13 protein-coding genes are annotated in these 13,722 nt (G+C 71.1%); 7 read left to right on the forward strand and 6 right to left on the reverse strand.

From position 1 onward, the window contains the following. Positions 1 to 486: 486 nt before the first annotated feature. Positions 487 to 897 carry a lipocalin-like domain-containing protein gene (locus ACIO3R_RS16735; protein WP_402106284.1) on the reverse strand — a complete coding sequence of 137 codons (411 nt, stop codon included), beginning with the start codon at positions 895 to 897 and terminating at the stop codon, positions 487 to 489. Positions 898 to 1,155: 258 nt separating this feature from the next. Between ACIO3R_RS16735 and ACIO3R_RS16740 the strand changes: the two genes are divergently transcribed. The 3 genes from ACIO3R_RS16740 to ACIO3R_RS16750 all read left to right on the forward strand — a co-directional run bounded on the left by ACIO3R_RS16740 (position 1,156) and on the right by ACIO3R_RS16750 (position 3,882). After that, the gene (locus tag ACIO3R_RS16740) at positions 1,156 to 2,040 is read left to right on the forward strand and encodes an NAD(P)H-binding protein (protein WP_402106287.1); all 885 of its coding nucleotides are present in this window, start codon (positions 1,156 to 1,158) and stop codon (positions 2,038 to 2,040) included. A 268-nt stretch (positions 2,041 to 2,308) separates the two neighbouring features. Then, the gene (locus tag ACIO3R_RS16745; protein WP_385029226.1) at positions 2,309 to 3,130 is read left to right on the forward strand and encodes an aromatase/cyclase; all 822 of its coding nucleotides are present in this window, start codon (positions 2,309 to 2,311) and stop codon (positions 3,128 to 3,130) included. Then, the gene (locus ACIO3R_RS16750) at positions 3,127 to 3,882 is read left to right on the forward strand and encodes a cyclase family protein (RefSeq protein WP_402106289.1); all 756 of its coding nucleotides are present in this window, start codon (positions 3,127 to 3,129) and stop codon (positions 3,880 to 3,882) included. Before ACIO3R_RS16745 ends, ACIO3R_RS16750 begins: the two co-directional genes overlap by 4 nt. Before the next feature lie 415 nt (positions 3,883 to 4,297). On the opposite strand, the gene ACIO3R_RS16755 is transcribed toward ACIO3R_RS16750, so the two are convergent. Both ACIO3R_RS16755 and ACIO3R_RS16760 read right to left on the reverse strand, forming a co-directional pair. Next, complete coding sequence (locus tag ACIO3R_RS16755; protein WP_385346663.1) at positions 4,298 to 5,257, reverse strand: zinc-binding alcohol dehydrogenase family protein; 960 nt, start codon at positions 5,255 to 5,257, stop codon at positions 4,298 to 4,300. Positions 5,258 to 5,545: 288 nt separating this feature from the next. Then, positions 5,546 to 6,553 carry a DUF3533 domain-containing protein gene (locus tag ACIO3R_RS16760; protein ID WP_402106291.1) on the reverse strand — a complete coding sequence of 336 codons (1,008 nt, stop codon included), beginning with the start codon at positions 6,551 to 6,553 and terminating at the stop codon, positions 5,546 to 5,548. A 286-nt stretch (positions 6,554 to 6,839) separates the two neighbouring features. Between ACIO3R_RS16760 and ACIO3R_RS16765 the strand changes: the two genes are divergently transcribed. Together ACIO3R_RS16765 and ACIO3R_RS16770 are read left to right on the forward strand one after the other, a co-directional pair. Next, positions 6,840 to 7,502 (forward strand): histone deacetylase, encoded by a 663-nt coding sequence (locus ACIO3R_RS16765; protein WP_402106293.1) that lies wholly within the window; start codon positions 6,840 to 6,842, stop codon positions 7,500 to 7,502. 331 nt (positions 7,503 to 7,833) lie between these two features. Further along, positions 7,834 to 8,661 (forward strand): arylamine N-acetyltransferase, encoded by an 828-nt coding sequence (locus ACIO3R_RS16770; protein ID WP_402106295.1) that lies wholly within the window; start codon positions 7,834 to 7,836, stop codon positions 8,659 to 8,661. A gap of 8 nt (positions 8,662 to 8,669) precedes the next feature. Here ACIO3R_RS16770 and ACIO3R_RS16775 read toward each other — a convergent pair whose 3' ends face one another. Together ACIO3R_RS16775 and ACIO3R_RS16780 are read right to left on the reverse strand one after the other, a co-directional pair. Beyond that, the gene (locus ACIO3R_RS16775; protein WP_385029209.1) at positions 8,670 to 10,070 is read right to left on the reverse strand and encodes an NAD(P)/FAD-dependent oxidoreductase; all 1,401 of its coding nucleotides are present in this window, start codon (positions 10,068 to 10,070) and stop codon (positions 8,670 to 8,672) included. Positions 10,071 to 10,140: 70 nt separating this feature from the next. Beyond that, positions 10,141 to 10,857 (reverse strand): rhomboid-like protein, encoded by a 717-nt coding sequence (locus tag ACIO3R_RS16780; RefSeq protein WP_402106298.1) that lies wholly within the window; start codon positions 10,855 to 10,857, stop codon positions 10,141 to 10,143. A 33-nt stretch (positions 10,858 to 10,890) separates the two neighbouring features. On the opposite strand from ACIO3R_RS16780, the gene ACIO3R_RS16785 reads away from it, so the two are divergent. Continuing rightward, positions 10,891 to 11,805 (forward strand): aminoglycoside phosphotransferase family protein, encoded by a 915-nt coding sequence (locus tag ACIO3R_RS16785; RefSeq protein ID WP_402106300.1) that lies wholly within the window; start codon positions 10,891 to 10,893, stop codon positions 11,803 to 11,805. Between the two features lie 31 nt (positions 11,806 to 11,836). Continuing rightward, positions 11,837 to 12,319, forward strand: coding sequence for a GNAT family N-acetyltransferase (locus ACIO3R_RS16790; protein ID WP_385029201.1), 483 nt, complete (start codon positions 11,837 to 11,839; stop codon positions 12,317 to 12,319). A gap of 124 nt (positions 12,320 to 12,443) precedes the next feature. Here the strand turns inward: ACIO3R_RS16790 and ACIO3R_RS16795 are convergent, their stop codons facing one another. After that, on the reverse strand, positions 12,444 to 13,646 hold the full coding sequence (locus tag ACIO3R_RS16795) for an NAD(P)-binding protein (protein WP_402106302.1): 1,203 nt from the start codon (positions 13,644 to 13,646) through the stop codon (positions 12,444 to 12,446). Positions 13,647 to 13,722 lie beyond the last annotated feature (76 nt).

The following is a 13,722-nucleotide window of genomic DNA, read 5'->3' on the forward strand; positions in this document are numbered from 1 at the left end:
CCTGTGACGTCGACGCGCTTGCGGTGTCGCTTTCGATGTAATGCTTTCAAGCCATCGTGCATATTTTTCGGACAGGACGATTCGCGGGCTCCCTCCGCTCCTCATTCCCGTCCACTGCATCCTCGGCGGAATGCTTGCTTGGTACACAAATCGATTGCAAAAATCTTCTCAAAGCTGCAACGTCAAATAATTGACGAGTACTTTGAGTTCGCTCGCGATCTATCCGGGGTCGTTGAGTTCATCCTCCCGAAATCACAAAGAAGTGACCACGAGAAGGCAATGGCTGAAAGTTGCCGATGTCAGCCGGCCGGGATTTCGGCAACGAGGATTCACTCCGGACCCGAGTGGGGTGAAATATCGATCTTTTGCCGTTCGCCTGCGGCAGGTCGGGCCGGCCGGAGGGAGGGGACGCGGTGCGTTCGCGAGGGGCTTCTCGCCACATCGCGTGGCCACGCGCGGGTTTGCGGCCTCCGGTCGCCGCCCGGCTCAGGCCCGGCGCCAGTCCATGACGACGTAGCCGTGCGGACCGTCGAGGCGGCGCTGCAGGCGCAGCACGTCCTCGTGGAAGCGGATCTCCCGGACCTGTTCGGTGTTCACCACGCGCCGGTGGGATCCGATGGTGACCTGGTGGACGACCGTGTCACCCCGTAGCTGCCAACGCCCCGAATACCCCAGGTAGTCGTCGGCCGAGCCGAGGTAGGCCTCCGGCGTCGAGCCGTCCTGGCCGCTCAGTGGCTCCGTGCGCATCAGGCCGGCCGTCATGTATCCGTCCGCGTGATAGATCAACAGGCCGTCCGCGCGGTCGCCCAGCGGGCCTTCGCTGGTGGAGCCGTCGTCCTCGAGGTAGAAGTGGGCCTTGAGTTTCCAGACTCCTATGAGTTCGTTCTCAGACAGCATGCGCGCTCCTGGTGCCCGATTAGAGGTCAGCACCCTCATCGGAGAACGGGTCCCGACCGGTGGCCGATGGGGCGATCAAGCCATGGCCAACACTTTGGCTCGATGACCTAGAGAACCGCTCAAGGACCGGCCTGGGGTGACCCCTCCCAAGTCCCTTTCAAATCAAGCAAGTTGACCTCACTGGCTGCTACGGTGAGCCGGACTTCCGACCGCGTGCGGTACGCCCCTCTCCCATCAGTAGTCAACGAGGAGCACCGCATGATCGTTGTGACCACACCCACCGGCACCCTGGGCAGCCAGGTACTGGCCGCCCTGCTCACGGCTGGCGAACCCGTCCGCGTGATCGTCCGTGATCCCTCTCGTCTTCCGGCTCCCGTGCGGGCGCGCGTCGAAGTGGTGGCGGGTTCGCACGGCGACCCGAGCGCCGTCGACCGGGCCTTCACCGGCGCCGACACGGTGTTCTGGGTGGTTCCGCCCGCCCCGGGGGCCGTCAGCCTCGACGCGGCCTTCGTGGACTTCACCCGGCCGGCCTGCGACGCCCTTGTCCGGCACGGGGTCCGGCGGGTGGTCGGCGTCTCCGCCCTCGGCCGGGGTTTCGTCGGGGAGGCAGGACTTGCCACCGCCTCCTTGGCCATGGACGACCTCATCGCGGGTACGGGCATCGCCTACCGGGCCCTGGCCATGCCCGCGTTCATGGAGAACCTGCTCGCCTTCGTCCCGGTGATCAGGTCGCAGGGCATGTTCTTCTCGCTCGTCGACGGGGACCGCAGACTTCCGACCGTGGCATCCCGTGACATCGCGGCCGTAGCGGCGCGCTTCCTGCTGGACCGCTCATGGACCGGCCAGGACAGCGTGCCGGTCCCGGGCCCGCAGGACCTTTCCTTCGACGAGATCGCGCGGATCGTCTCCGATGTGCTCGGCAGGCCGGTGCGCTACCGGCGGCTGCCGCCGGACGAGTTCAGGGCGGCGATGAGTGCGGCCGGGATGTCCGACGCCATGGTGCAGGGCATGGTCGACATGCTGCTTGCCAAGAACCGGGGCCTCGACACCGTCGGGCCGCGCACCGCCCGCTCCGCCACGCCCACCGATTTCCGCAGCTGGTGCGAGGAGGTCCTGGCCCCCGCGGTGTCCGCCGCGGCCTGACCGTACGGCCGCCCGGACCGTGACCGGTGTCCAAGCACTGGTTGAGGGATCTTCTAGGCCGTCCTCCTAGCGTGGTCGCTGTTGGGGGTGCCGCACGCGGTCGGCGGTCCGAGCAGCAGCGGACGGCACCACCTCCCGGTGGCCTCGGGCGGCCACATTTCGCCTTCCCGCACGTGGTCGCCGGTCGCCGGGCCGGCCATGGCACTCCGTTCTGTCGGCGTGCCACCTCCTGCGCGCCCGCCATTCAGCTCACTTCTCGGAGGACAGCATGATCGTGCACACCCTGATCTACCGGTTCCCGCCGGAGGCCGACGCGGAGGACATCCGTCAGTTCTTCGACGGACTGCGCGACCTGGCGGTCGGCTCCGGACTGGTCGAGGCCTTCGGCTGGAAGCCACACGTCCTGCTCCCTGTCGACGGGAAGAGCAAGGGGATGACGGCGACCCACGTCGCGCAGTTCTCCTGCGACGAGGTCCGGACTCTGCAGAAGTTCTCCGAGCAGCCCGCCGTGCACTCATTCATCGCGAAATGGCGCCAGAAGCTCAACTACGAAGCCGCGTACGCCAACCACGAGCAGATGCTGCCGTCGGGCATCGGAGACGGACCTTCCTTGTTCCACACCGAGCACACCATGACCGTCGAGGCGCACGCGGACGTCGTCTACGCCGTCCTCGCCGACATCGAGGGCTACGCCAGGCTGTTCCCGCCCACCGAGTCCTCGACGCTGCTGGAGGAGACGGACACCCACCAGATCGCCCGCCTCGTGGTCGACGTCAGCGGCCAGGTCCAGAGCTGGGTGACCCGCCGCGACCTCGACCGCGAGCGCCGCACCATCGCCTACCGTCAGCTGGAGAACGCCCCGATGATCGAGTTCATGGGCGGCGAATGGCGTGCCCTGCCGCTCGGCGAGAACCGCACCCAGCTGGTCATCACCCACGACTTCGCCGCCCGCGCCACCGACGCCGTGCCGAGCCGGGAGAAGGCGTCCGCGCTGCTGGAGGCGGCCGTCGACCGCAACAGCCATGCCGACCTCGATGCTGTCCGCAAGGAGGCCGAGCGGCGAGCGCAGGCCGTGGGGACCCCTGCGTGAGCCCGCGCCTGATCGATCTCAGCGTGCCGGTCGTCGACGGCCCGAGCGAGGCGACGCCGGTCGAGGTGGACCTCCTCGACCATGCTGCCGCGCCGGCCGCTCTCGGCCTGCGCCCCGAGGACTTCCCCGAGGGCGAGTCGATCTCCAACGAGACGGTCACCCTGACCACCCACACCGGCACCCACATGGACGCGCCCCTGCACTACGGGCTCACCAGCGGCGGCCGGCCCGCCGCCGCCATAGACGAGATCCCACTGGAGTGGTGCCATGCGCCGGGGGTCCGCCTCGATCTCCGGCACGTCCCGCCGGGTGCCGCCATTACCGCTGCCGACCTCGAGGACGCGTTGGCGAAGGTCAGCCATGAACTCAGGCCCGGCGACATCGTGTTGCTCTGGACCGGTGCGGACCGGCTCTGGGGTACGGACGCCTACCGGAGCCAGCACCCCGGGATGACAAGGGAGTCCACGGCCTGGCTGGTCGAGCGCGGGGTGAGGGTGATCGGCATCGACGCATGGGGTTTCGACCGGCCCTTCGGATCGATGATCGGTGACTACCGGGAGACCGGTGACAACGGCTTCCTCTGGCCGGCTCACCTGTACGGGCGCGAACACGCCTACTGCCAGCTGGAGAAGCTCGCCCACCTCGACAAGCTGCCCGACGCCACTGGCTTCACCGTGGTCTGTTTCCCCGTCAAGCTCACGGGTCTCGGAGCCGGTTGGACACGGGTGGTGGCCGTCGTCGGGGACCAGTGATCGACGCCGGAAAAGGATGCGGGGCGCGGCCGCTGCGGGCCGCGCCCCGCTGTCGTGTGCGCGAGAGGCGGGCCGGGCCGCCGCGCGTCTTCCCGCCTTGATCTAGACCGCACTCGAAATTGTAGTGTCGAGGACATGCGCACTTCGAAGCGGCCGGGACGCCATTCCGGCAGGCCGGCGCGGACCGTGCCCCCTTTGATCACCCGATGGGGACCCGGACGGGGACGCGCGATGTCCCTGGACGACACCGCGGCGTCTGCCCGGTGCGAGGGTCCCCGACGGGGTGCTGGTGCGGTGTCACGGCGTCGAGCCCCTGCGACGCCCGGTGGCCCGTCAGCCAGTGGAATCGCGCCCCGTCGGTCCCGGGACCGACGGGGCGCGACTGCGGTTGTGCCCTTCCGCCACCGGCCCGCTGTCAGGGGATGAGCACCGTCCTGCGTCCCTGCTGGTCGAGATTCCAGACGTGCCGTACCCGGGCGAGCGGAACCCGCTCGATCTCCATGCGCAGCCTGCCCTCGCTCAACAGGGCCAGAGTCTGGCCGAGTTCGTGGGCGAGCACCTCGGCGGGCGGAGCGTTGCCCGTGCCGCTGCCCATGATCTCCAGACCACTGCTGCGCAGCGTCTGGGCGGAGAGGCGCAGAGCGGGTGCGGCCATGGCGCCGATCTGGACGAGGCGGGTGCGGGAGAATCGCAGTTCCATGTCGGCGAAGCCGAGCGTGCTGATGAAGACCTCGGTGGCGCGTCCCCACAGATAGTCGAGCACCACGTCGAAGTCCTCGTCGCCGGCCGCGTCGCGCAGGTCCTTGCGCAGCGCGTCGTCGGACTGGTCGAGCCGGACGGTCGCGTCGGCGCCCAGCGCGGGCAGCCCGGCCAGCGCACGTGGATTCCGCCCGGCCGCCACCACCTTCCCGGCGCCGAGGTGCTTGGCCAGCTGAACCGCGATCCGGCCGGCCACTCCGGTCGCACCGAGCACCAGTACGGATTCGCCGGGCCGCAGCTTCGCCCGCCACTTCAGCGCGTTCCAGGCCGCGACTCCGGGGTTCTGTACCGCTGCGGCCAGGGCGTCGTCCAGCCCGTCCGGGATGGGCAGGCACCATGCGCGCCGGGTCGCCGCCCGCTCGGCCATGGTGCCACCCGGCGAACGGAACAGCACCCGGGTGCCGTCCGGCAGCCTGCCCGCGGCCAGCGCGGAGCCGCACACCGCCGGCAGGACGGCAGGCGCCGCGAAGTGCGTGCCCGCGGCTCGGTCCCGGTCCAGATTGGTCAACGGGCAGGCCGTCACCTGGACGACTTCCTCGCCCTCGCCCAGGAGTGGTTCCCGGACCTCCTCGTAGCGCGGCCGTTCGCCCAATGCGCGCAGTACCGCCGCCCTCATGACCGCCCCTGCCGCGCCGTGCGGGTCGGCGTATCCTTCGGGGGCTCGGTGATCGGCATGGTGAATCCCTCCCGACGAGTACTGGGTCTCTCCCGGGGCAAGGGTGCCGTGCGGCGCTAACGAGACGCTCTACCTGCTCAAAGGTCCGCCACTGAGCTGCGGTTCCGGTGGACGCCGGCGTGCCCGAAGCCCGGCCGGGGTGCTGGTCCGGCCGGGCTGGGCGGTCCCTCCGGTCGCTCCTGTCCACCCACCGCCATCGGCGGTCGCGGTTGCCGCGGGCGGAGCCGCTCAGTGCCCCGCTTCTTGGGCGACCGGCTTGCGGCGACGGCCGCGCAGGGCCGCGGACAGGACTGCTGCGACGATTCCGCCGAAGGCCCAGGCGCCGAGGATCCACAGGGCGCCGGTGGTGGCGTTGCCGTCGAAGTACACGGTGTTGCGCACCACGGTCGTGCCGGCGCCGGGCGGCAGGGCCTGGCCGATCGCGCGCCAGAACGGCGGCAGCAACGAGGCGGGATACACCCCGCCCGAGCTGGGGTTGCCGAGGATGGTGAAGATGAGGATGGTGAGGCCCAGGCCGACCGTGCCCGCCAACGACTGAAGGGCCACGCCCACGGCTCCGGAGGCGAACACCACCAGCGTGCCGATGCCGACGAGGTCCCAGAAGGCGCCCGGCAGGCAGTTCAGCACGGGTCCGACGATGATCGCTCCGCCGATACCGGAGACGAAGGCGTAGGGCACCATCGCCGCCAGGCGCACGAGCGTGCGGCGGAGGGTGGGGCGTTTGGAACCGGCCGCCATGTTCAGGGCCGACGCGGCGAGGTAGCCGCCGATCGTCCAGCTGAGGACCAGGTAGAAGGACGAGAGCCCTCGCGAGTCGCCCGCCGCGGGCGGACGGATGTCGCGCACGACGATCTCGCGGTCCTGGGCCCGTTCGACCACCTGCACCACCTTGGCGGCGGCCTCGGCTGCCGAAGTGCCACCCGCCGAGGCGACCAGCAGGGTGTCCGTACGCCCGGCCGCGTCGACGACGAGGGCCGCGTCCGTGCGCCGGTCAAGAAGGCGGGACCTGGCCTGGATCCGGTCCGGGACGGAGCTGACGAGCAACGGGTCGCCCGGCAGCGCGTTGAGCCGGGCCACCAGGTCCTCCTCCACGGCCTGCGGTGCGACCACCACGATCGGGATCCGATGAGGTTTCGGGGCGTGGAAGGCCCCCATGTAGGAGAGGGCGAAGCCCAGTTGGAGCAGGAGCACCCCCACCATGACGAGCACGGCCCGGGTCGAGATCGCATCGCGCAACTCCGCCCACGCGCCGCCTCTGCCGGCTGCTGACCGATCCACCGCACTCGCCACATGAACTCCCGCACTCGGCCGTTGTTGCTCGGTTCAAACCGCAACCACCACATCCTCGGCCGCACCCCGTGCCAGACCGGGAGCCCACGCCTCCCCCGGGCGCCCCCTCCCCCATTCGGCTGAATGGCGTCGGCGGATTGACGGCCGTGTGTGATGGGGGAGAAAACGCCCCACTGCCCGCTCCGGGTGATGATCACGATGCTGCCGAAGCAGAGACAGGAAGGAAGACGCCATGGTTGGCGCGCAGGCAATCGAGCCCGGAGCCGTGGAGACGACCGCGCCTGAGCGCGTCTGGTACACCTCGTACGGCTCGAACATGCATCTCGGGCGGCTTGCCTCTTACATCGAGGGCGGTCGGTCGCCCGGCGCCGGCAAGGTGTACCCGGGGTGCAGGGACCGGCGTATGCCGAGGCGATCGGTGCCAGTGGAACTGCGCGGCGCTCTCTACTTCGCCACGGAGTCGCCCGTCTGGGGCGGCGGGCGGGCCTTCTACGATCCGGAACAAGAGGGGCGGGTCTGTGCGCGCGCCCACCTTGTCTCGGCATCGCAGTTCGCGGACATCGCCGCCCAGGAGATGTACAGGAGCCCCGGCGAGGACCTTGATCTCCGTGCGGTGCTCACGTCAGGCGTCGCACGGCTGGGGGACGGGCGGTACGAGACGCTGGTGTGCGCGGGACAGATGGACGGACTGCCTGTCCTCACCTTCACCGCCCCCTGGCACGCCGACGAAGTGACGTTGGTGCCTCCCTCTCGGGCGTACGTGCACGTCCTCGCCTCCGGCCTGCTCGCGGCGGGTGCGTGGGACGCGGACACCGTGGCGGCCTACGTCGCCTCGTCGCCGGGGGCCGCCGGCCACTGGTCGGAACAGGCGATCCGGGCCCTGATCACGACATGACCCGCAGCTCGGCCGGCGGTGAGCGCCGAGGCCGGCCGGTCCGCGCATCGCGGAATACGCGTATTCATCGCCGCGGCCGCCCCGGCTCCCGGCGGGAACGACGCGGAAGCCAGGGCGTCGAGCCATCCGCCAACGCTTTCGTCTCGTACGCAAATCTCCCTCGGGAGGACGGTGTGTGTCTCGGGCAGGCGACGCGGCGCCACCGCGCGGCCGGGCGACGACGACGGCACCGGGCCGCAAGTGGCCGGATATCGGCGCTTGTGGCGAAGATGTCAACAACGGCCACACTGTGCGTCATATCCACCGATACGGCTGGGTATTCATGCCGCTCATGACGACACCGGACATCGACTCGCTTCTGAGGCGCATTGGCTGCCCCCGGCCGCTCCAGCCGGACATCCCCGCGCTGCGCGGGCTGTACCGGGCATGGCAGCGCCACGTCCCTTACGAGAACATCGACACCCAACTCGGCCGCCTCATCACGCTGGAAGCCGGCGATCTGATCGGCAAGTTCGGACGCCGGCGCCGCGGCGGCCAGTGCTTCGAGGCCAACGCCGCCTTCGCCCTGCTGCTGCGCGACATCGGCTTCGAGGTGGCGCTCGTCGACGGGGCGGCGGACCGCGAGACCTACGGTGACGAGCGATGGGGCGGGCACAACGCGCTGCTCGTACGCTGTCAGGACGAGACCTGGCTGGTGGACGTGGGCCTGGCCGATCCGTTCCTCGATCCGCTTCCCCTGCGCGAGGGCCGTTATCCGCACGGTGAGTTCGAGTACGCGTTGGAACGGTTGGACGGGGAAGTGTGGCGGGCCCATCGCCACCCCGCCGCCCTGCTGTCCTCCGTCGACTTCCGTACCGTCGCCCGCCCGTTCTCGCGGTACGTCGCACGAGCCAACAGCCAGCGCGGGCAGTTGATGGTGCACCTGCACAAGGACGGCTACAAGCAGGCTCTGCGCTCCCGCACCGTGCGACGTGTCACTCGCGCGGGCGGCACCCACATACACACGCTGACCAGCGTCGACGAGTTCGCCCGGACGCTCGCCGAGGTGTTCGGTGTGCCGCTGGACGAACTCGGATCCAGCGGCCTGCACACCCTGTGGGACGTCACCGGCGACCAGCACGCGCGATGGCTGACCAACCGGATCAAGGCCTGTTCATAGGGGCCGGTTCAGTGCCGCCCCGCCAGCCGGTCCGCGAGCTTCGCGATCGGGTCGGTCTCCGCGCGGGGTGAGGTGAGTTCGCGGCGGTCGGCGGCCCGGTAGGCGGCGTACATGCCGTGGACGCCGAGCCAGCGCAGCGGTTCCGGCTCCCAGCGGCGGACCTTGTGGTTGACCCAGGGCAGGGCGGTCAGTTCGGTGGGGCCGGACTGGCCGGAGTCCTGCTGGATCAGGTCGCGCAGGGTGCGGGCGGCGAGGTTGGTGGTGGCGACGCCGGAGCCGACGTAGCCGCCCGCCCAGCCCAGGCCGGTGGAGCGGTCCAGGGTGACGGTGGCGCACCAGTCGCGGGGGACGCCGAGGACGCCGGACCAGGCGTGGGCGATGCGGGTGCCGGCGGTGGTGGGGAAGAGGCGGACGAGCAGGTCGCGCAGGGCCTCGACGGTGGCGGGCCGGGTGCGGCCGTTGTTGTCGGTGGCCGAGCCGTAGCGGTAGGGGATGCCGCGGCCGCCCAGCGCGATGCGGTCGTCGGCGGTGCGCTGGGCGTACAGGTAGGCGTGGGCCATGTCGCCGAGCGTTTCGCGGCCGTTCCAGCCGATGGTGTCCCAGAGGGATTCGGGGAGGGGCTCGGTGACGATCATGGAGGAGTTCATCGGGAGCCAGGTGCGCTTCTGGCCCTTGATGCCCGCCGTGAACCCTTCGGTGCAGCGCAGTACGTAGGGGGCGCGGACCGTGCCGTATGGGGTGATGGCGTGCTTGGGCTTGATCTCGGTGACCGGGGTCGACTCGTGGATCGTGACGCCGAGGGCCTCCACGGCGTCGGCGAGGCCCGTGACGAGTTTGGCGGGGTGCAGGCGGGCGCCGTGCGGGGTCCAGGTGGAGCCGACGGCTCCGGTGACGCGGACGCGCTCGGCGGTCTCGCGGGCGCCGTGCAGGGTGCGGTCGGTCTCGCCGAAGGCGATCTCGACGGAGTGGAAGGCCTTCAGCCGGGCGAGCTGGGCCGGGGTGCAGGCGACTTCGAGGACGCCGCCCCGGTGGATGTCGGCGTCGATCCCCTCCTCGTCGGCGACGCGGATGACCTCGGCGACGGTGTCGTTCATCGACTGCTGGAGGCGGACGGCCGCCTCGTGGCCGTGGAGCTTCGCGTAGCGGTCGCGGCCCGCGATGCCGTTGTAGAGCCAGCCACCGTTGCGCCCGGAGGCGCCGTAGCCGCAGAACTTGGCTTCCAGAACGGTGATGTTGAGGAAGGGGACGGCCTTCTTCAGGTAGTACGCCGTCCAGAGTCCGGTGTATCCGCCTCCGACGATGCAGACGTCGGCGGTGGCGTCGCCGGGCAGGGGTTCGCGGGGGGTGGGGGTGCCCTGGTCCGCGTACCAGAAGGATATGCCGCCGTTGACTGTGCTGACGGTGCTCATGTTGCCCCTGCTGTCCGTGTGACTGGCTGTCTGGCCGACTGCGAAGTGCGGTGTTCTGCTCGGCTGGACGTTACTGGGCAGAGGGCGGTTTCGTCTCGTGGCGGTGAGGTCGGCGCTGAAGTCGGCGGTCCAGCCGGCGGTGGTGGTGGCGGGTCAGGGGGTAGCAGGCGAGGCCGATGAGGGCGGCGGTGACGTGGCCGATGTCGGTGAACGTGGCGCCGGTGACGAGGGGGACGCCGTAGACGACGAGGACGGCGAAGAGGTACACGTACCGCCAGGGGCGCGGGACGTAGTAGGTGAGGACGGCGACGACACCGGCGAGCGCGTAACTGACGCCGACATCGAGGGTGTTGGCGGCGGTCTCGGGTGCGTGGCCGTGCCGGATGGCCCAGGCCAGGACGCCTTCGCTGACGAGGGTGGCGAGGATGTGGGCGGCCGCGACGACGGCGAGCCAGCGCAGGGTGCCGAGACGGCGCTCGGCGGGGGCGTGGAAGACGGTGTAGAGGACGGCGTAGGGGAGCCACTCGCCGCCGTCGATCCAGAAGGCGCTGCTGATCAGGACGCGTACGGGGTTCTGCGACAGTTCATGGATGTTGGTGGAGCGCTGGCGGAGGAAGTCCTCCTCGAAGTCCGGTGACATCTGGTGGACGATGACGGTGGTGACGAACAGGGCCGTCAGCCAGACGTAGGTGCCGGGGGCGCTGCGTATCCACGAGCCGGCGCCGCGGAGCCACGTGACGGGTGCGGGGCGGGGCCGCGTGGGCGGGGCGGGGTGGCTCGGGGTCATAGCCGATTGACGCACGCTCCTACGATCGGGGGCGTGATTGACATTCCGGATGCGCTGATCGCCACTCAGTCCAAGTACAACGGTGAGGCCGGGCGGGCCTTTCTCGCCGCGTTGCCCGGGATGGCGGCGGACTTCCTGGAGCGCTGGGGGCTGCGCGGGGACGGCGAGGCGCTGTACGGGGTGTGTGCGCTGGTCCTACCCGTGGTGCGCGTGGCGGACGGGCGCCCGGCCGCGCTGAAGCTGCAGGCGGTGGACGCGGAGACGGTGGGGGAGCCGCTCGCGCTGCGGGTGTGGGGCGAGGCGTCGGCGGGCGCGGTGGAGCTGTTGGACCACGATCCGGCGACGGGGACGATGCTGCTGGAGCGGCTGGACGGACACCGCCCGCTGTCGGGTACGGCCGATGTGCGGGAAGCGGTGCGGGTCGTCGCCGAGTTGCTGGCGGGGCTGACCGCGGTGCGGGCTCCGGCGGGGTGCGGCCTGCGGGGGCTGGGCGAGGTGTCGGCGCGGATGCTGGCGGCGGCGCCGGGGGCGGCGGGGCTGCTGGCGGACGAGGGGGAGCGGCGGCTGCTGGCGGACTGCGCCGCGGCGGTCCGGGAGGTCGCGGGCGAGCCGGGGGACCGGCTGCTGCACTGGGACCTGCACTTCGGCAATGTGCTGGCCCGGGGCGACGGGGGTGGACCCGTGGGGTGGGTGGCGATCGATCCGAAGCCGCTGGCCGGTGATCCGGGGTTCGAGCTGCTGCCGGCGCTGACGGACCGGTTCGACGCGGACACGGTGGGGTGGCGGTTCGATCTGCTGACGGAGGCGCTGGGTCTTGACCGGGGGCGCGCGCGGGCGTGGACGCTGGGGCGGGTGCTGCAGAACGCGTGCTGGGGCGCCGAGGACGGTGCGCGGCGGCTGGCGCCGGAGCAGGCCCGGGTCGCGCGGTGGTTGCTGGGCCGGGAGTAGGACGCGGCACGGCGCTGCTTACGCTGCCCTCATGATTCGTACCGCTACCGCTGATGACGTCCCCGCCGTTCACGCGATGATCCGTGAACTGGCCGATTACGAGAAGGCGCTGCACGAGGCGAAGGCCACAGAGGAGCAGTTGCGTGAGGCGCTGTTCGGCGAGCGGCCCGCGGCGTTCGCGCACATCGCCGAGTCCGACGAGGACGGTGAGGTGGTGGGCTTCGCGTTGTGGTTCCTGAACTTCTCCACCTGGCGCGGGGTGCACGGCATCTACCTGGAGGACCTGTACGTCCGCCCGGAGCGGCGTGGCGGCGGGCACGGGAAGGCGCTGCTGGGGGAGCTGGCCCGGATCTGCGTGGAACGCGGCTACGAGCGGCTGGAGTGGTCGGTGCTGAACTGGAACGCTCCGTCGATCGCGTTCTACGAGGCGCTGGGTGCCCGGCCGCAGGACGAGTGGACGGTGTACCGGCTGACGGACGGGGCGCTGGCGGAGCTGGGCGGCGGGATCTCCTAGGCCGGGGACGGGGCGTCGGTGCGTTCGTGGCTGAGGTTCGCCGCGGGGCCGAAGGCGTGGAGGCGGACGGCGTGCAGGGTGGGCTCCCCGGGGTGTCGGTCTCGGTGGTCCCCGCCCTCCGGCCTCAGGTGCGTTTGAGGTCAAGCGGTGTGCCGCCGGGCGCGGAGTGGTTCTCGGCGGCCTTGAGGGCGAGGAGGGCGGCTTCGATGCCGCTGGTGAAGGAGACCTCGCTGAGCAGGCCGGGTGCGGCGACCTGGTCGCCCGCGAGGTAGATGCCGTTGCCGCGGTCGATGGCGGGCCGGTCGCGCCAGGTGGTGCCGGGGTGGTCGACCGCGCCGGTGCGGCCGGTGGCGAGGGCGTCACGACGCCATACGGTGCGCTCGCGCCAGCCGGGGCAGCCGAGGTCGAGGAGTTCTTCGGCGCGGGCGGTCCCGGTGGCCCGGGACGCGTCGGGGGCGAGGGGGAACTGTCCCTGGAGGAGCTGTTCCCCGTGCGGGGCGAGGGTGCGGTCCTGTGCGGTGAACCGCTCGATCCAGCCGGGGGCGTCCAGGTCGGACACGGCGAACGCGTCGCCGCGGCGGGTGCGCAGGGCGAGGTCGATGAGGGCCGTGCGGCCGGAGGCCCAGGTGAGGGAGGGGTCGCCGAGGAGGGTGCGGGCGGCGTCGAGGGAGGTGGCGACGACGACCGGGCCGGTGCGGGCGAGGGTGTCGAGGGCGGCGGCGTCGATCCGGCTCGCGGTCTCGATGCGGACGCTGAGGTTCCAGGCGCGCGACGCCATCCGGTCGATGATCTGAGCCCAGCCGCCGACGGGGTAGCGGGCTTCGGGCGGCAGTGCGCCGGCGCGGTGCAGCCGTTCCTGGACGAACGCGGCGGAGAGGCTGCCGGGGTCGTGGTGGAAGAGGGCGACGGCGGTGTAGTGCGCGGCGACGCGGGCGCCCTCCTCGCCGATCCGCGCGGTGGCCCAGGTGCGGAAGTCGGTGTCGACGGGGGCCTGTGCGGCGCCGACGCGGCTGAGCCGGAGCAGGGCGAGGGGCGGGGTGCGGCGCAGGGCGGAGCGGTGCCGGAAGCGGAGCCGGGCGGCTTCGAGGGGCGGGACGGCGGTGGTGGGGCCGAGGAGGTCGCGCCGTTCGAGCCAGCTCCAGTGGGGGCCGCGGCGGTAGAGGGCGTGCGGTCCCTCGTTGGTGCGGTACGGGCCCTCTGCGGTCCTGGCGCGTCCGCCGAGGGTGCGGTGGGCCTCGTGGACGGTCACCAGGGCGCCGGATTCGGCTGCGGTGATGGCTGCGGTGAACCCGGCGAGGCCGCCGCCGATGACGTGGATGCGCTGCATGGTCCCGGTCTCCTTCGCTGGAGGTGGCTTTGGGTACATGACGGGCGGCGGGGGCCGGGTGTGACATCGGCGGCGG

Origin of the sequence: Streptomyces sp. NPDC087428 (assembly GCF_044744085.1) — a bacterium.
In the GTDB taxonomy this organism is placed as follows: Bacteria; Actinomycetota; Actinomycetes; order Streptomycetales; family Streptomycetaceae; genus Streptomyces.